The sequence below is a fragment of the Bradyrhizobium sp. 197 genome (assembly GCF_023073375.1).
Classification (GTDB): domain Bacteria; phylum Pseudomonadota; class Alphaproteobacteria; order Rhizobiales; family Xanthobacteraceae; genus Bradyrhizobium.
This window is the reverse complement of record NZ_JADPJJ010000135.1, coordinates 23,972-40,235: the sequence shown is the minus strand read 5'-3', so window position 1 is coordinate 40,235 and position 16,264 is coordinate 23,972. Positions and strand designations below refer to the sequence as shown.

Sequence of the window (16,264 nt, the reverse complement as noted above, 5' to 3'; positions counted from 1 at the left end):
CGAATTGGCTAGTTTTGCTGGCTCTATAACACAGTCTAGGCGACAAAGTCCCGACGGGCTTGCCTGAGAGTGAACAGTGCGTTGTCCCGCGAAAGTATGCCAACGCGTTGAATCACAACTACTTATTCTGACGCCCCAAGCGGCAAGGTCGGCTCAAAATGGTCAGGGTTTCGTCAAATTCAAGCCGGGCGGCGTCAAACTATTGGTGAATTCCGCCTCAACCGTGATTGCGGGCATGGTCCGCGCGAGGACGGAGCGGATTTGACCACCACCACCACCGATCATTTGCGCGCGGGGGCCGCGGGCTCATTCTGGCTGCGGTTGGCCGCGATGGCCCTGCCGCTCATGATGATCGCACCGGCGTTCTGGAACGGCTATCCGCTGTTGCAGTGGGATACCGGCGGCTATCTGGCGCGCTGGTACGAGGGCTACCTCGTCCCGAGCCGCTCCACCGTGTTCGGCCTCTATCTGCATTATGGCGAGAGTTTTGGTTTCTGGATCAACCTCGCGGTGCAGTCGGTGGCAACGCTGTGGCTGCTGCAGCTCACCTTGCGCGTGCTCGGCCTGATGCAGACGTTCCGCTTCGTCGCGATCAGCCTGCTCTTGATCCTGTCGACCGCGCTGCCCTGGCTTGCCAGCATGCTGCTCACCGACATCTTTGCAGGGCTGTCCGTGCTATCGCTGTTCCTGCTGGTCGTCGCTGGACCGCGGACCTTCGTGCTCGAGAAAATCTCGCTGTTCGTCTTCACCGCCTTTGCTGCCGCGACCCACAGCGCCACGCTCGGCGTGCTGCTCGGGCTCTGCGTCGCCGGCTGGATGGCGCGACCATTGCTGGGGCGCCGGCTTCCGATCGCCGCATTGGCTCAAGCGAGTATGACGATCGTCGCCGGCGGCCTGATGCTGGTGTCGGCGAACCATGCCTTGTCGGGCAAATGGGCCTGGACCCCCGGCGGCTACGGCGTCGCGTTCGGCCGCATGATGCAGGACGGCATCGTCGCGCGCTACCTCAACGACCATTGCCCGCGCGAGCGCTACAAGCTCTGTCCCTATCGCAACGAATTGCCGGCGACCGCCGACGAATTCCTGTGGGGCAAGAGCATGTTCAACACGCTCGGCCGCTTCGAAGGCATGAACGACGAGATGGGCACCATCGTCGTGCATTCGCTCACCGACTATCCGGCGTGGCAGGCCGGCGCAGCCTTGAAAGCCATGGGCCAGCAATTGCTGCATGTGGCGACCGGCGAAGGCACCAATGGCTGGATCCCGCACACCTATGGCGTCATCGAGCGCTACATCCCCGCGCAGGTCGCGCAGATGCGCGCGGCGCGCCAGCAGCACTGGGCTGTCAATTTCGACGACGTCAACTGGCTGCACGTTCCCGTCGCGCTGGCCTCGATGCTGGCGCTGGTCGTGTTGCTCGCGCTTTCGCTCAGGAACCGCCGGCTCGACGATCTGACATTGCTGGCGGCAACCGTCGGGCTGGCACTGCTCGGCAACGCCTTCATCTGCGGCGTGATTTCCGGACCACACGACCGCTATGGCGCGCGGATGGTGTGGGTTGCTACCTTCGTGGTGTTGATGGCACTGGCGCGGCGCTTCAGCAACGACGAACCGGCGGCCGAGACCTCAGCTGCGGCGTGACAGGAAATCGAGCACGCCGGTCTTGTAGACCTTGTCGCCGACCGCACGCATGTGATCGCGGTTCGGAATGTCGAGCACTTCCGAACCCGGGATGATGGCACCGAGTGCGCTGGCCGAGCCCGCGACGTCGTCGGTGCTGCCAACCGCGATCAGCACGGGCAAATCGATCCGCGCGGCCTCGTCCTTCGTCATGAGGTCGCGCGTGCCGCGCAGGCAGGCGGCGAGTGCCTTGCGGTCGGAACGGGTTTGGTCTGCAAAAGCGCGAAAAGTGCGCCCGACGGGATCGGTGACGTCGTCGAGCGAGGGCGCTTCCAACGCCTTCGCCACGTTCTCGCCGGGCCCGGTGCCCTCGATCAGGCCGCCGATGCCGATGCCGCCGAGGATTGCCGAACGCAGGCGCTGCGGCTCGTTGAGGGAGAGCCAGGCCGTCATCCGTCCACCCATCGAATAGCCCATGAGATCGGCCTGCGGGATGGCGAGATGATCCATCAGCGCGACCACGTCGCCGCCCATGGTGGGGATCGAGTACTGCGAGGGCTCGTAGAGCTTTGCGCTTTCGCCATGGCCGCGATTGTCGAGCGCAATGACGCGGCGGCCGTTCTTGCGCAGCTCCGAAACCCAGGTCGGATAGACCCAGTTCACGTTCTTGCTGGAGGCAAAGCCGTGCACCAGGATGATCGGATCGCCCTCGCCTTCGTCGAGATAGGCGATTTCAACGGCGCCGTTGTGAAAGCTCGGCATCATCAGTTCCGCAATCTTGAGGGGAAGAAGTCGATCTTAGGCCGTGACGGCAGCGCTTGCCAGAGCGGCTTCGGCTGCGATTTGGGCCCGGCGAAGTCGCCGCGTCCGTCTGCGATCGCACCAGGCCTGGGTCAGGCGCTCCGTCGTCGCCTTGATCGACGACAACAGGCCGAACAGCGTCAGGGCCGCACCAAACAGCCAGAGTGCGAGATTGAACGCGCCGCCGATCAGCAGCAGCGCGCCGCGGCCGAACAGCTTCATGATCGCGCGCGTCTTGCCGCCCTGCGCTTCCGCGAGCCGGGCCGCGCGTGCGACATCCTTGGGGCCTTCGGCGATGCGCAGGCTATCCATTGCGCCGCGCGTGCCGGTCTTCTCGACGACGCGCGTGACATCCTTGCCGAGCCGAACCAGTGCGCCGGCCTTCTCGGCGTGGAACGCGGCTTTGATCGCACTCGCGGTCTGACCCGGCCGCAGCACCGAGCCGGAGGCGACCGCGTTCTGGAGCATCGGGGTATCGACGACCTCGCGCGCGGACCGGCCGGCCCATGCCGCGAGTCCTTCGCCGAGTCGCCCCACCTTGCGCGCGTCCTTCAGCAGCGTCAGCCCGGCGCGCACCGGCGCGGCGCCGCCGACGGAGACATAGGTCACGGCCGTGACCGCGAGACCAGCGGCCGCAAGGCCCAGCACCAGGCGATCGGTCTCCTCGCCCATGGCGAGATGCTTGCCCTCGCGGACGACGTCCCTGATGTCGCCGATCACGAAGAGATCGCCGGCCACGGTTCCCGACAGGCTCGCAACATCGTCCGCGTTGCCGGTGACGAGCCCGGCGGCAAACCGTTTTGCGAAATGCGAGGTGGAATTTTCGTCTTTGACCGCGTCGCTGACGCGGCTCAGGAGGTCGTCAGGCAGCGCGACGTTGCGGTCGTGCGCCAACGCGACAAAACTGTCCGCGAGATCGGCGTCGCCCGATGCGAGCGCGGCCTCGATGTTGTTCTGAATCAGACGATCGGTTTGCCGCAGCAGCGCATCGAGCTTGAGTTCGGAGAGCGCGGCGGGATCCTCCTGGGCGGCCAAAATCGCGCCGGCCTCGCGCGCATGCGGTGCTACCTGCGCGAGCATGAAGCCGCATGCCGCAATACCGGTCAACGCTGTGCTGATTCGCAGCCATTTCATGCGGAAAACCTGGACGGTCCTGAGATCGTTGACGCCTTGACGGTTCGTCTTTCGTCGCAATTGCGCTCGCCCACCGACATAGTATGCCAAAGTTGCGACACAACGTCCCCGACGAAAGAAGGGCTTCTCTCAAGCCGCAAGATTGTGTCGAATTTGCATGAGCAAAACGAGCATGGGGCAATTGCGGACTTTCGGTTCCGCTGGACTAGCAATCATCTTGACCCGCCAGTATGGTCCGCCGCGCCATAATGATGCCGCGTCTGTCGTGATTGTATCTGCTGCCATTGCCACTCCAGGATGAACTACGATGTCCGACCATGTCGTCCCGCACTTCCATAACGATGCCGGTGTCCCCGTCATCGAAATCGGCTCGCAAGAGTTCATGTGCGTGGGCGCCAACCCTCCGTTCGACCATCCGCACGTCTTCCTCGACCTCGGCAACGACAACGAGATCATCTGTCCCTACTGCTCGACGCTGTACCGCTTCGCCGCCGACCTGAAGGCGGGCGAAGCCCGCCCGCCGGAATGCGTCCTGAAGGACAAGGTGGCCTGACCGCTGCCATCGGTCAGGGGTGGCGCTCTCCCGAACCATTGTCATTGCCGGTGCCGGCATAGGTGGACTGACGGCTGCGCTTGCGCTCGCGGCCCGCGGCTTCCGCATCGTCGTGCTGGAAAAGGTCGAGCGGCTCGAGGAAGTCGGCGCCGGTCTGCAACTCTCCCCCAATGCCAGCCGCGTGCTGGTCGAGCTCGGCCTCACCGAGCGGCTCAAGCTGCGCGCCGTGACCCCGGAGGCGGTCTCGATCATGAGCGCGCGGGCCGGCGGCGAACTTTTGCGCATGCCGCTGGGAGAAGCTGCCGCCGCGCGCGCCGGCGCCCCCTATTGGGTGGTGCACCGCGCCGACCTGCAATCCGCCCTCGCCGGCGCAGTCGCCGACCATCCCGATATCGACCTGAAACTCGGCGCGACCTTCGAAGACGTCGCGCCTCACGCCAAGGGGCTGACGGTCGTCCATCGCAGCGGCACGATCCGCCGCAGCGATCTCGCCAGTGCGCTGATCGGCGCCGACGGCATCTGGTCGACGGTGCGCCAGCATCTGTTTCCCGAGGTGCAGCCGCGCTTCTCCGGGTTGATCGCCTGGCGCGGCACGCTCGATGCCACGCAACTGCCGAAGGACTACACCGCGCGCCGGGTCCAGCTCTGGATGGGGCCGAACGCCCATCTCGTCGCCTACCCGATCGCGGGCGGACGCCAGATCAACGTGGTCGCGGTGCTGCCGGGCACCTGGAACAGGCCGGGCTGGAGCACGCCCGGCGATCCCCTCGAGGTGATGGAGGCCTTCGGCGCGCCGCGCTGGCCGCCGGCGGCGCGGATGATGCTCGCCACGGTCGATAGCTGGCGGAAATGGGCACTGTTCGGCGTGCCTGACGACTGCCCCTGGAGCAAAGGCCCGGTCGCACTGCTCGGCGACGCCGTGCATGCGATGCTGCCGTTTGCGGCCCAGGGCGCCGGCATGGCGATCGAGGATGCCGCCGTGCTCGCGCAGCATTTGACCCTTGAGGCCGCCGAGGGCACCGCGGGCATCGCTGCTGCACTGAGACAATACGCCGGTGCGCGCCAGACGCGTGTGCGGCGGGTGCAGCGGACGGCGCAGCAGCAGGGCCGCATCTATCATTTCAGGGGGCCGCTCGCGTTCGCACGCGATCTTGCGATCCGCACGCTCGGCCCGGACCGCATGCTGGCGCGGCAGGACTGGATCTACGACTGGCGTCCCTGATGCGAGGCACCGTCGGCGCGATGTCTCAGCGCACCGATCTTGCGGATTTCGAGGCAGGCTTGGCGCCAGGCGCGGGCGCGGCGGCCGGTGTCGCCTCGGGTGGCGTTTCCCGGCACTTGTTGCGACGCCAGGCGTCTTCGGCTAGCTGCGCCTGCCCGCGCACCGAGATGTATTCGTTGCGATAGGCGAGCTCTGACACGACGGCGCCGCCGGTGCCCGTCTGCGCCTTGTCCATCAATCTCTGCAAGTCCGCGGTGCGGGTGGCGAGCGTCTTGCGCTCCGACTCGAGCTGCTTGCACTCGTATAATTCGTATTTGGCAGGATCGGCAAAGGCCGGAGCGACCGTCTCGCTCATGCCGGCACAACCAGACAGCGCCAAGCCGGCCGCGACCAGTGCGACGGCCATGCAGCACGCGCGCAGGCGATATTGGATCAAAGCTGACATGCCGGATGAATAGTCCCAGTGGATTGAGAATGCCTAAAGCAGCAACAGATGTCCGCATTGAGGCTTTGCCTTGTGCGGCCGGCTCGCTTAAGGAAGAACCGCCCAACCGGCCCACCAGGCGCCAATTCCAGACGGCCGGAAGGGACTTAAGTGTTTGATCTCTTTGGATCAAGCGGGCATGGCGGAATTGGTAGACGCAAGGGACTTAAAATCCCTCGGCGCGCAAGCGCTGTGCCGGTTCGACCCCGGCTGCCCGCACCACGAGAGCTGACGGCGCGAACGTGCAGCAGCATGATCCCAAAATGCACTGATGCCGACCTCCCGCGTTCAATCCTTCAGCGTGCAGGCGATGACGCAATCATCGTGCACTCGCAGGTGCCGTTCCGGCTCTGCCTGCCAGCCATCCCGAAACATAGCTTGTGCAATGCAGCATGGGTGTTGGATAAAGCCTCTGAAATCAGAGGTGAGCTTCCTTGTCCGACGTCAATGCCGACGATTGGGTGTCCGCGGGACATCGTCCGATGGGTTTTCCCGAATTCGTCATCGTGATCGCGTCGATCATGGCGCTGAATCCGCTTGCGATGGACATGATGCTCCCGGCGCTGCCCAATATCGGGTCAGCCTTCAATATCCCCGTCGCCAACCATCTTCAGTTGGTGCTGTCGACCTTCCTGATCGGCTTCGGCGCCGGCCAGTTCGTCATGGGCCCATTGTCGGACCGCTTCGGGCGCCGCCCAGTGCTGCTCGGCGGCATGGCGGTCTATGCGGTGGCGAGCGTGCTGGCGGTCGCGGCGCCTTCGTTCGAGACGCTGCTGCTGGCGCGTGCGCTGCAAGGGCTCGGCACCTCGGCAACGCGCGTGATCGCAACCTCGATCGTGCGCGACTGCTATGTCGGCCGCCGGATGGCGAGCGTGATGTCGCTCGCCATGATGGTGTTCATCGCGGTGCCCGTGATCGCGCCCTCGTTCGGTCAGGCGGTTCTGCTGGTGACGGCGTGGCGCGGCATCTTCGTCGTGCTCATGCTCTACGGCCTGCTCGCGCTCGCATGGAGCGTGCTGCGACTGCCTGAAACCCTTCCCGAGTCCCAACGGAGATCGCTGGCGCCTGCCGACGTGCTCTCGGCGTTCCGGCAGACTGTGACCAACCGCCAGACCATTGGCTATGCGACGGCTGCCGGCAGCGTCATAGGCGCGCTATTTGCCTATGTCTTCTCGGCCCAGCAGGTCTTCACCGGCATCTATCACCTCGGCCATTACTTCCCGATCGCCTTCGCTGCGATCGCGGCCGGTACGGCCATTGCCGGCTTCCTCAATGCAAAGCTGGTCGGAACCCTCGGCATGCGCGTGATCTCGCACGGCGCGCTGACGCTTTACACCGCGGTCGCGGCTGTGATGCTGCTGACGGAAAGCCTCGGCATGCTGCCGCTTCCCGTGTTCATGGTGCTCTCGGCGCTGATGATGTTCTCGTTCGGAATGATGGTCGCCAACTTCACCGCACTCGCCATGGAGCCGCAGGGCCACATCGCCGGCACGGCGTCCTCGCTCTACGGCTCGATCACGACGTTGATCGGCATCGTCGTCGGCATGGCGATCGGACAAAGTTTCGACGGCACGCTGATGCCGTTCTCGGTCGGCTTCTTCGTGTCGTCACTCGCAGCTCTCGCGATCGTGCTGGTGGTGGAAAAGGGACGGCTGTTTAAGCCGCATCATCGCTCTATCGCGTGAGGAACTTCGCGGCATTCTCGATGTTGTACTGCAGCAATTTGAAAGGCTGCTCCATGGAACCGGAACACCGTAAAGATCACGATGCCGCGGAACAAGCCAAGACGGAACGCACGCCGTCGAACGCCGAGAAGCCCGCCTTTACCGTACCATTCGCGAGCGAAGGGCTCGAGCGGGTCCGCGACAGCCACTGTTGAGCGCGACGCCTATTCCGCCGCGCGTCTGCTGGCGCTGAAATCGTCTGCGGCGCTCTCGGGCGTTCCACGGGGCGGCACCATCATCACTATCACTTCCCGCGAGATACCGGGCCGGCCCCATAGCTGCGCCTGCGCGGTGAACTCCCGCCTGACGAAGTGCCCGGCGCGCCCGGACACCAACTCCATCCACCGGCTGCAATCATCCTGATCGCGGAAACAGAGCGCGGCCCAGCCGCGGTCCAGCGTCGTCTTGCGCGGCAAGCCCGAGGCATCTTGATACGCGAACGGCCGCGCGTAGTGCGGGTGGTCCGGGCTGTAGAACGCCGTCGCGAAGGCCAGCGAATCGTCGCCACTGACGGCGGCGAGCGGCTCGCCGGTCAGTTCGCGCCACTGGCGTGTCAGTTCGCTGGCCGCCTGCGCGTAAAGATTGCGTCCCTCCTCGTAACCGTGATCGTTGCGATAGACGGCATGGATCGGCGCAGCGACGAGGACGGCCGCGAGCGCGACGCCGGCCACGATCACGGTGAGGTTGACGGTGTAGAAGCGCTGGATCGGGTAGCTTGTGCCGCAGACCACGAGAACGGCGAACAGGAACAACCCCTGCAACGCCCACAGCGACGGCAGATCAGTGCCGATCACCAGCGAGATCAGGACCGGCAGCGCAATCGTGCCGATGGCAACATAGAAGAGAAGCCGCAGGCCCGGATTCATCGCGGCGAAATCGGCCGGAAACTGCTTCAGCCGCGTACCGGCGATCAGGACCCAGAGCACGACCGACGCACTCATCGCCGCCGCCAGCCCCAGCAGGAAGTTCCTGACCTCACCGAGCGAGCTCGCAGCATTGCCGTTGGCATGGTTCAGCGCATAGGCGAAGGTCGATGCCCCCGTCGTCGCGAGCCAATAAAGATGCGGTGACAGAGCAGCAAGCCCAACAACCACCGAGATCCAGGGCGAAGCCGACGTGAAATAGGGACGTCGCGCCGGATGCGCCAGCGCGGCAAACGCGAAGCTCGCGATCAGGAAGATCGAATAATATTTGCCGACCATTGCCAGCGCCGTCGTCCATCCCACCGCGACGGCCCACAGTGGCGCGCGCGTCTCGAACGCGCGCAGGAAGCACCAGGTCGCCAGCGGCCAGGTCGCGAGCAGCACGGCATTGGCGTTGAAGCGTTGGGCGTGGAATTGATAGGCCGGCGTCAGCATCAGGAGCAAGAGCACCAGGATACGTTTATGCCCGCTCACGAATTGACGCGCGACCAGATCGACGAAGACCAGCGCGAGCCCGGCATTGGCCATCGCCATCAATTGCAGCGACCAGTCGCTGAGCGGAAAGACGGAGGTCCAGCTCGCGGCAACCCAGCCGGTCAACGGCGGGTGCTTGTCATAACCCCACGCGAAATGCCGCCCCAGCGTCCAGGCCTCCAGCGTATCAGGATGCAGGCCGCCGCCGGCATAGGCGACGGCGAGATAGAGCGTCCAGATCGCAACGAAGCAAGCGATGAGAAGCGGCACGGCCCAGCCCGCCTCGACGCCGTCGAGCCAACGCAGGAATGGCAGGCGCCATCGCGCCGGCGTGCGATCGGACCGCTCGGCCATCGCCTGGAATGCAAAATCGATCGGCACGGGAATCAAATGGAGGAAGGAAGGTGATGCGCGAGAACGACACATCTACTTCAGAACAGAAACAAATAGCAATGATTGGAAACTGGAAGATTTTGAAAGTGTCCGCCTTCTCAGCTTGCGCAAGATCGACGAAAGAAAACGGCGCCGCTGATGACAGCGGCGCCGCATGATGATGCGGACGAAATGTGCCGAGGAGGCGCCTTCGCCTTACTCCGACTTGTCGATGTTCCAGAACAGCGGCGTCGCGGGACCGTCGAGCACGCCGGTCAGCGATTTACGCCAGCCGCTCGGCAGGAGATACTGCCCCAGCGGGATGTAGATCACCTGCTCATAGGCTTCCTTCTGGATGTCCGCCGCGATCTTCTTCTGCTCGTCGAGCGAGGGCGCGCGGACGAAAGCGTCCTTGAGCTGCTCGATCTTGGCGTCTTCCGCCCAGCCGAACCAGCCGCCCTTCTTGCCCTGGCCGCCGATCGAGAGATTGGCGATCGGGTTGGAGACGTCGGCCGCGACCCAGTTCGTGAAAAACATGTTCCAGCCGCCCTCCTTCGGCGGCTTCTGGCTGGCGCGGCGGCTCACCACCGTCTGCCAATCTGTCGCTTGCAGGTCGACCTTGAAGCCGGCCTCGCGCAGCAACTGAGCCGCAACGATCGGCTGCGCCTTCAGCGTCGTGACGTCACCGGGCGCCATGATCACGACCGGGGTGCCGTCATAGCCGGACTCGGCGAGCGCCTTCTTGGCTTCCGCCATGCCGTTGCCCTTGATCAAGGTCTCGGCACCGACCTCGGTCGCGAATGGCGTATCGCACACGAAGAAGGCGCCGCAGATCTTCTGATATTTGGCGTTGCCGACGAGCGCGTCGAGAACGTCCTTCTGGTTTATCGCCAGAAAGGCAGCACGGCGCACTTTGACATTATCAAACGGCGGATAAAGGAAGTTCATCCGGCCGAGCGTCTGGAAACCGAACTTGTTCGAGACCTCGAGCGTGATCTCCTTGTTCGCCTCCAGCAACGGCAGCAGGTCGTACGGCAGATTCTCCATGAAATCGATGTCGCCCGACTGCAGCGCGTTCACTGCGGTCTGCGAGTCCGGCATGGTGATCCATTCGACACGGTCGACCTTCACCACCTTGCCTCCGGAGGTCCAGCTCGACGGTTCCTTGCGCGGCACGTAGTCGGTGTTCTTGACGTAGACCGCCTTCACGCCCGGCTGGAATTCCGACTGCACGAACTTGAAAGGACCCGAGCCGATCTGCTCGGGGATCTGCTTGTCCGGCGGCGTCTCGGCCAGGCGCTTCGGCATCATGAAGGCAACGCGGGAGGACGGCTTGCCGATCGAGTCGAGCACGAGGCCGTAGGGCTCCTTCAGCTTCAGCGTGATGGTCTTGGCATCGGTCGCCTCGATGCTCGCGGTGAAGTCGAGCAGCTTCTGGCCCATGCCGTCGACAGCGGCCCAGCGCTTGAGCGAGGCAACGCAGTCTTCCGCCGTGACCGGCGCACCGTCATGCCACTTCAAGCCGTCGCGCAGCGTGAAGGTGTAGGTGAGCTTGTCGTCGGAGATCTTCCAGTCCGCCATCTGCGGCTGGATCTTGAAGTTCGAATCGGGCGCCACCAGCGTGTCATAGATCATGTAGCCATGGTCACGCGTGATGTAGGCCGTGGTGAAGATCGGATCGATGATGCGCAGATCCGAATGCATCACCGCCGTGATGGTCTTGCCGGCCGCAAGCGCCGGCGAAGCCAGCGCGGTCGAAAGCGCGACGACCGACAGCGCAAGTTTGGAGGCGAACGCGCGAGTCCCCCGGCGCATCAACTTAAACATAAAAATTTCTCCTGACGTGAAACTGTTCAAAGGCAGGTTATTGGTTGAGCATCCGGTTCGTTCTTTAGGCGAACCAACCTCATGCAATGCCTTTATCTTTCCGAGACTTGCAGACAGTGCCGAGCGCGTCAATCCGGTTTCGCTGCAAGCCCAAGCGGCGCGCGCACGGGCTCCACAAGGATCGGTTTGGCTCTACAACACTCTGCGCCTGTCTCGCCCCGCCAATGCAATGCGCGTTCCATCTTCCGAAGCTTGAGAGACATTGAGATGAATCCAGCCAATCTCCCCTTTGATCCCGAAGCGATGCTCCAGGGCCTGCGCGGCTGGGTGGAATGCGAAAGCCCGACCTGGGACGCTGGCGCCGTGAATCGCATGCTCGATATCGCAGCGCGGGAGATGGCGATCATGGGTGCGACGATCGAGCGCATCGCCGGCCGCCAAGGCTATGGAGGCGTGATCCGCGCACGCTTTCCACATCCGAAGCAGGGCGAGCCGGGCATTCTGATTGCCGGACACATGGATACCGTCCACCCCGTTGGCACCATCGAGAAGCTGAAATGGCGCCGCGAGGGCAGCAAGTGCTACGGGCCCGGCATCTACGACATGAAGGGCGGCAACTATCTTTCGCTGGAAGCGATCCGCCAACTGGCCCGCGCCGCGTTCACGACGCCGCTGCCGATCACCGTGCTGTTCACGCCCGACGAGGAAGTCGGCACACCCTCGACGCGGGATATCATCGAGGCGGAGGCTTCGCGCAATAAATACGTGCTGGTGCCGGAGCCCGGCCGCGCCGACAACGGCGTCACCACCGGACGTTACGCCATCGCGCGCTTCAATCTCGAGGCGACGGGCCGGCCGAGCCACGCCGGCGCGACCTTGTCGGCGGGCCGCTCGGCTATTCGCGAGATGGCGCGGCAAATCCTCGCCATCGACGCGATGACAAGCGAGGACTGCACCTTTTCGGTCGGCGTCGTGCATGGCGGACAATGGGTCAATTGCGTTGCCACGACCGCCACCGGCGAGGCGCTGTCGATGGCCAAGCGCCAGGCCGACCTCGATCGCGGCGTCGAGAGGATGCTGGCGCTCTCCGGTACAACCAATGATGTCGCCTTCAAGGTGACGCGCGGCGTGACACGTCCCGTGTGGGAGCCTGATGCCGGCACCATGGCGCTTTATGAAAAGGCGCGCGGTATCGCCAAGTCGCTCGGCGCAGAACTGCCGCATGCGAGTTCCGGCGGCGGCTCCGACGGCAATTTCACGGGCTCAAGGGGAATCCCGACTCTCGACGGCCTGGGCGTGCGTGGCGGCAACGGCCACACGCTCGAAGAGTATATCGAGGTCGAGAGCCTGGCCGAACGCGGCCGGCTGATGGCGGGGCTGCTCGCGACTCTGGAGTGACAACGCGCGCCAGCTCACCAAAACCGAGCCAAATCGCCAAAACAGGGTGACCGCACTGCAAAAACTGTGGTCCGGATGGCACGGGAATTGCTGAAATGTTAGGCTGATGGCAGAACCCTGGCTGCAGCCGCGGCCTCTGATTTGACTCTAATCTGACGGGATCCAACTTGCTCGGATATCTCCTTCGCCGAATTCTCGCAGCTGTGCCCGTGATGGGCGTGGTGGCGCTGTTCGTGTTCCTCCTGCTCCGCCTCACCCCGGGCGATCCCGCGGCAATTCTCGCCGGCGACAACGCCACGCCGGAACGGCTCGAGCGCATCCGCACCTCACTGGGCCTAAACGAGCCGCTGATCGTGCAGTTCATCACCTGGCTGAACAAGCTGCTGCACGGCGATCTCGGGACTTCGCTGATCTCCAACCTGCCCGTCATGAAGATGATCGGCCAGCGCGTGGAGCCGTCGATCTCGATCGCGCTGTCGACCATCATTCTCGCCGTCATCGTCGCTGTTCCCCTGGGCGTCATCGCGGCGTGGAAGCACGGCACCTGGATCGACCGTTTCGTGATGGGCCTGTCCGTGCTCGGCTTCTCGGTGCCGGTGTTCGTGGTCGGCTACATCCTGATCGAGGTCTTCGCCATCGACCTGCGCTGGGTGCCGGTGCAGGGCTTCCGCAGCATCTCGAACGGTTTTGGACCGTTCTTCGAGCGCATCATCCTGCCGACCTGCGCGCTGTCCTTCATCTACATCGCGCTGATCGCGCGCATGACGCGCGCGGCGATGCTCGACGTGCTCGGCGAGGACTACGTCCGCACCGCGCGCGCAAAAGGCATCAACGAGGTCGCCGTGATGATGCGCCACGCGCTGCGGAACGCGGCCGTGCCCGTGATCACCGTGATCGGTACCGGCTTTGCGCTTTTGATCTCCGGGGTCGTGGTCACCGAGAGCGTGTTCAACATCCCCGGCATCGGCCGCCTCACGGTGGATGCGGTGCTGGCGCGCGACTATCCGGTGATCCAGGCGATGATTTTGCTGACGTCGTTGATCTACGTCGTGGTCAATCTCCTGATCGATGTCGCCTACACGCTGCTCGATCCCCGGATCCGGTACTGAGGCAAGGATAACAACAAATATGTCGGTCGATACCCTTCCCCAGTCGTCCATTCCGATCACGTCGCCGTTGCGGCCGCGCTTCGGATTCCTCACCTCGACGCCGATCATCGCGGCAGCGACCGTCTGCCTTGCATTGATTGTGCTGATCTCGATCCTGGCGCCGTTGATCGCGCCGCATGATCCGATCCAGCTCGCGCCCTCGCAGCGGCTGAAGCCCTCTTCGGCGCAATTCCTGCTCGGCACCGACGCCTATGGCCGCGACCTGCTGTCGCGCGTCATGTATGGCGGGCGCATCTCGCTTCTGATCGGCATCGGCTCGGCGATCATGTCGATCGTCATTGGGCTGGCGATCGGCCTCGTCTCCGGCTTCTTCAAGCTGGTCGATTCCGTCATGATGCGGATCATGGACGGCCTGATGGCGATGCCGAGCATCCTGCTGGCAATCGCCGTGGTGTCGCTTTCCGGCGCCAGCCTCTGGACCGTGCTGATCGCGATCACGATCCCCGAAGTTCCGCGCGTGGCACGCCTGGTGCGCTCGGTCGTGCTGTCGGCGCGCGAAGAGCCCTATGTTGAAGCGGCGATCTCGGTCGGCTCATCGCTGCCAAAGATCATGTGGCGGCATTTGATGCCGAACACGATCGCACCTCTGATCGTGCAGGGCAGTTACGTCTGTGCTTCCGCGATCCTCACCGAAGCGATCCTCTCCTTCCTCGGCGCCGGCATCTCGCCGGAGACGCCGACCTGGGGCAACATCATGGCCGAGGGCCGCCAGTATTTTCAGCTCAAGCCGACGCTGATCTTCTGGCCGGGCCTGCTGCTCTCGATCGCGATCCTCAGCATCAATTTGATCGGCGACGCCGCCCGCGACGCACTCGATCCGCGCATGAAGCAGCGGGAAGGCAAGTGATGACCAACCCGATCCTCGACATCAACAACCTCGCCGTCTCCGTCGGCAAGAAGCCCAATGGGCCGAAGATCATCGACGGCATCTCGATCCAGGTTCATGAGCGCGAGACGCTGTGCCTTGTCGGCGAAAGCGGCTCGGGCAAGTCGGTGACCTCGCTCACCACGATGGGCCTGCTGCCGAAGGGCACGCTGGTGCCCACCGGCGGCAGCGTCAAGCTGGTCGGCGAAGAGCTGCTCACCGCGACCGACCGCCGCCTGCGCCAGCTGCGCGCGACGCGGATGGCGATGATTTTTCAAGAGCCGATGACGGCGCTCAATCCGGTGGTGCCGGTCGGCCGCCAGATCGACGAAGTCCTGCGCGCGCACACCAATCTCGACGCGAAGGCGCGGAAGAAGCGCATCCTCGACATGATGGAGCAGGTGCGCCTGCCCCAGGTCGAGCGCATCTTTGCCTCCTACCCTCACCGACTCTCCGGCGGTCAGCGCCAGCGCATCATGATTGCGATGGCGCTCGTGCTCGAACCGAAGCTGCTCATTGCCGACGAGCCGACCACCGCGCTCGACGTCACAACGCAGAAGCAGATTTTGACCCTGATCCGCGACCTCCAGCGCGATCACGGAACGGCCGTGCTGTTCATTACGCATGACATGGGCGTGGTCGCCGAGATCGCCGACCGCGTCGCGGTGATGCGGCAGGGCCGATTGGTCGAGACCGGCACACTCGATTCCATCCTGCGCAATCCGACCATGGAGTACACCCGCAACCTGCTCTCCGCGGTGCCTAGCCTGGTGCCGCGCGCCGCGCGGCCCGAGACCAAGGAGCCGGTCGTGCTGGAGGCCAACGAGCTCGGCAAGGTCTACAAGGAGCGCGCGTTCTTCGGCAAAGGCCGCGAGGTCGTCGCCGCCGACAAGGTCACGCTGACGCTGCGCAAGAGTCGCACGCTCGGCATCGTCGGCGAGAGCGGCTCAGGCAAGTCGACCGTGGCACGCTGCATCGTCCGCCTGATCGATCCGACCTCCGGCGGCGTGCGCCTTTCCGGCCGCGAGATCTCGGACATCTCGCGGCGGCTGTTGCAGCCGCATCGGAAGAAGATCCAGATTGTATTCCAGGATCCCTACCGCTCCCTCAACCCGCGCGTCACCGTCGGCGAAAGCATCGCGGAAGGCCCGATCAATTACGGCGTGTCGCATGCCGACGCAATGAAGCGTGCCCGCGAGTTGCTCGAGCTGGTCGGCCTGCCGGTCGATGCGGTCTCGCGCTATCCGCACCAGTTCTCCGGCGGTCAGCGCCAGCGTATCGCCATCGCCCGCGCGCTCGCGCTCGATCCCGACGTGCTGGTGGCGGACGAAGCGGTCTCGGCGCTCGACGTCTCCGTGCAGGCGCAAGTGCTGGAACTGTTCGACGAGATACAGAAGCGGCTCGGCATCGCGATCCTGTTCATCACCCACGATCTGCGCGTCGCAGCACAGATTTGCGACGAGGTCGTGGTGATGCAGCACGGCCGTGTCGTCGAGCAGGGCCCGGCCGCCGAAGTCCTGACGCATCCGAAGGAGGCTTACACCAGAGCCTTGCTCGAGGCAGCGCCCGGCCGCGGCTGGGACTTTGCGAATTTCCGGCCGGTGTCGGAGGGTGTGGCGGCGAGCGCTTAGTCTCTCCCCCTCGCATGACGGCGATTGCGGCAAGCATTCCCAAAACAGCTTGACGCCATGCACGGCG

15 protein-coding genes and 1 tRNA gene are annotated in these 16,264 nt (G+C 64.3%); 11 read left to right on the top strand and 5 right to left on the bottom strand.

Going from position 1 to position 16,264, the window contains the following annotated elements; genetic code table 11:
• The first annotated feature begins 261 nt into the window (after positions 1 to 261).
• Positions 262 to 1,641: a hypothetical protein gene (locus IVB27_RS29815; protein ID WP_524536526.1), complete on the top strand. Its 1,380-nt coding sequence runs from the start codon at positions 262 to 264 to the stop codon at positions 1,639 to 1,641.
• Here IVB27_RS29815 and IVB27_RS29810 read toward each other — a convergent pair.
• Together IVB27_RS29810 and IVB27_RS29805 are read right to left on the bottom strand one after the other, a co-directional pair.
• Positions 1,627 to 2,382: an alpha/beta fold hydrolase gene (locus IVB27_RS29810; protein ID WP_247446453.1), complete on the bottom strand. Its 756-nt coding sequence runs from the start codon at positions 2,380 to 2,382 to the stop codon at positions 1,627 to 1,629. The two genes, IVB27_RS29815 and IVB27_RS29810, sit on opposite strands and share 15 nt — an antisense overlap.
• Before the next feature lie 36 nt (positions 2,383 to 2,418).
• Positions 2,419 to 3,555, bottom strand: a complete 1,137-nt coding sequence (locus IVB27_RS29805; RefSeq protein WP_247446452.1) for a hypothetical protein — start codon at positions 3,553 to 3,555, stop codon at positions 2,419 to 2,421.
• 307 nt (positions 3,556 to 3,862) lie between these two features.
• Between IVB27_RS29805 and IVB27_RS29800 the strand changes: the two genes are divergently transcribed.
• Positions 3,863 to 4,108 carry a zinc-finger domain-containing protein gene (locus IVB27_RS29800; RefSeq protein ID WP_007602543.1) on the top strand — a complete coding sequence of 82 codons (246 nt, stop codon included), beginning with the start codon at positions 3,863 to 3,865 and terminating at the stop codon, positions 4,106 to 4,108.
• A gap of 19 nt (positions 4,109 to 4,127) precedes the next feature.
• On the top strand, positions 4,128 to 5,330 hold the full coding sequence (locus tag IVB27_RS29795; RefSeq protein ID WP_247446451.1) for an FAD-dependent monooxygenase: 1,203 nt from the start codon (positions 4,128 to 4,130) through the stop codon (positions 5,328 to 5,330).
• 25 nt (positions 5,331 to 5,355) lie between these two features.
• Here IVB27_RS29795 and IVB27_RS29790 read toward each other — a convergent pair whose 3' ends face one another.
• Positions 5,356 to 5,775, bottom strand: a complete 420-nt coding sequence (locus IVB27_RS29790; protein WP_247446450.1) for a twin-arginine translocation pathway signal — start codon at positions 5,773 to 5,775, stop codon at positions 5,356 to 5,358.
• 172 nt (positions 5,776 to 5,947) lie between these two features.
• Here IVB27_RS29790 and IVB27_RS29785 point away from each other — a divergent pair.
• From IVB27_RS29785 to IVB27_RS29775, 3 genes are all read left to right on the top strand, one after another.
• Positions 5,948 to 6,036 (top strand) — tRNA-Leu (locus IVB27_RS29785).
• Positions 6,037 to 6,248: 212 nt separating this feature from the next.
• Positions 6,249 to 7,499, top strand: a complete 1,251-nt coding sequence (locus tag IVB27_RS29780; RefSeq protein ID WP_247446449.1) for a multidrug effflux MFS transporter — start codon at positions 6,249 to 6,251, stop codon at positions 7,497 to 7,499.
• Between the two features lie 53 nt (positions 7,500 to 7,552).
• On the top strand, positions 7,553 to 7,693 hold the full coding sequence (locus IVB27_RS29775) for a hypothetical protein (protein ID WP_247446448.1): 141 nt from the start codon (positions 7,553 to 7,555) through the stop codon (positions 7,691 to 7,693).
• A 9-nt stretch (positions 7,694 to 7,702) separates the two neighbouring features.
• Here IVB27_RS29775 and IVB27_RS29770 read toward each other — a convergent pair whose 3' ends face one another.
• Entirely contained in the window at positions 7,703 to 9,289 is a 1,587-nt protein-coding gene (locus IVB27_RS29770) for a glycosyltransferase family 39 protein (RefSeq protein WP_345946935.1), read from the bottom strand.
• A gap of 53 nt (positions 9,290 to 9,342) precedes the next feature.
• On the opposite strand from IVB27_RS29770, the gene IVB27_RS29765 reads away from it, so the two are divergent.
• Entirely contained in the window at positions 9,343 to 9,486 is a 144-nt protein-coding gene (locus IVB27_RS29765) for a hypothetical protein (RefSeq protein ID WP_247446446.1), read from the top strand.
• Positions 9,487 to 9,523: 37 nt separating this feature from the next.
• Here IVB27_RS29765 and IVB27_RS29760 read toward each other — a convergent pair whose 3' ends face one another.
• Positions 9,524 to 11,134: an ABC transporter substrate-binding protein gene (locus IVB27_RS29760; RefSeq protein WP_247446445.1), complete on the bottom strand. Its 1,611-nt coding sequence runs from the start codon at positions 11,132 to 11,134 to the stop codon at positions 9,524 to 9,526.
• A 267-nt stretch (positions 11,135 to 11,401) separates the two neighbouring features.
• On the opposite strand from IVB27_RS29760, the gene IVB27_RS29755 reads away from it, so the two are divergent.
• The 4 genes from IVB27_RS29755 to IVB27_RS29740 all read left to right on the top strand — a co-directional run bounded on the left by IVB27_RS29755 (position 11,402) and on the right by IVB27_RS29740 (position 16,197).
• Positions 11,402 to 12,532 carry a M20/M25/M40 family metallo-hydrolase gene (locus tag IVB27_RS29755; RefSeq protein ID WP_247446444.1) on the top strand — a complete coding sequence of 377 codons (1,131 nt, stop codon included), beginning with the start codon at positions 11,402 to 11,404 and terminating at the stop codon, positions 12,530 to 12,532.
• 167 nt (positions 12,533 to 12,699) lie between these two features.
• Positions 12,700 to 13,641 carry an ABC transporter permease gene (locus IVB27_RS29750; RefSeq protein WP_007602533.1) on the top strand — a complete coding sequence of 314 codons (942 nt, stop codon included), beginning with the start codon at positions 12,700 to 12,702 and terminating at the stop codon, positions 13,639 to 13,641.
• A gap of 19 nt (positions 13,642 to 13,660) precedes the next feature.
• Positions 13,661 to 14,548, top strand: coding sequence for an ABC transporter permease (locus IVB27_RS29745; protein ID WP_247338844.1), 888 nt, complete (start codon positions 13,661 to 13,663; stop codon positions 14,546 to 14,548).
• The gene (locus IVB27_RS29740; RefSeq protein ID WP_247446443.1) at positions 14,548 to 16,197 is read left to right on the top strand and encodes an ABC transporter ATP-binding protein; all 1,650 of its coding nucleotides are present in this window, start codon (positions 14,548 to 14,550) and stop codon (positions 16,195 to 16,197) included. Before IVB27_RS29745 ends, IVB27_RS29740 begins: the two co-directional genes overlap by 1 nt.
• The last annotated feature ends 67 nt before the right edge of the window (positions 16,198 to 16,264 follow it).

Excerpts from the sequence above, each read along its gene's own strand:
- IVB27_RS29770 (WP_345946935.1), bottom strand. The coding sequence starts at position 9,289 with ATGGCCGAGCGGTCCGATCGCACGCCGGCGCGATGGCGCCTGCCATTC.
- IVB27_RS29755 (WP_247446444.1), top strand. The coding sequence starts at position 11,402 with ATGAATCCAGCCAATCTCCCCTTTGATCCCGAAGCGATGCTCCAGGGC.
- IVB27_RS29745 (WP_247338844.1), top strand. The coding sequence starts at position 13,661 with ATGTCGGTCGATACCCTTCCCCAGTCGTCCATTCCGATCACGTCGCCG.
- IVB27_RS29740 (WP_247446443.1), top strand. The coding sequence starts at position 14,548 with ATGACCAACCCGATCCTCGACATCAACAACCTCGCCGTCTCCGTCGGC.
- IVB27_RS29765 (WP_247446446.1), top strand. The coding sequence starts at position 9,343 with ATGCGCGAGAACGACACATCTACTTCAGAACAGAAACAAATAGCAATG.
- IVB27_RS29810 (WP_247446453.1), bottom strand. The coding sequence starts at position 2,382 with ATGCCGAGCTTTCACAACGGCGCCGTTGAAATCGCCTATCTCGACGAA.
- IVB27_RS29775 (WP_247446448.1), top strand. The coding sequence starts at position 7,553 with ATGGAACCGGAACACCGTAAAGATCACGATGCCGCGGAACAAGCCAAG.
- IVB27_RS29790 (WP_247446450.1), bottom strand. The coding sequence starts at position 5,775 with ATGTCAGCTTTGATCCAATATCGCCTGCGCGCGTGCTGCATGGCCGTC.
- IVB27_RS29805 (WP_247446452.1), bottom strand. The coding sequence starts at position 3,555 with ATGAAATGGCTGCGAATCAGCACAGCGTTGACCGGTATTGCGGCATGC.
- IVB27_RS29760 (WP_247446445.1), bottom strand. The coding sequence starts at position 11,134 with ATGTTTAAGTTGATGCGCCGGGGGACTCGCGCGTTCGCCTCCAAACTT.
- IVB27_RS29800 (WP_007602543.1), top strand. The coding sequence starts at position 3,863 with ATGTCCGACCATGTCGTCCCGCACTTCCATAACGATGCCGGTGTCCCC.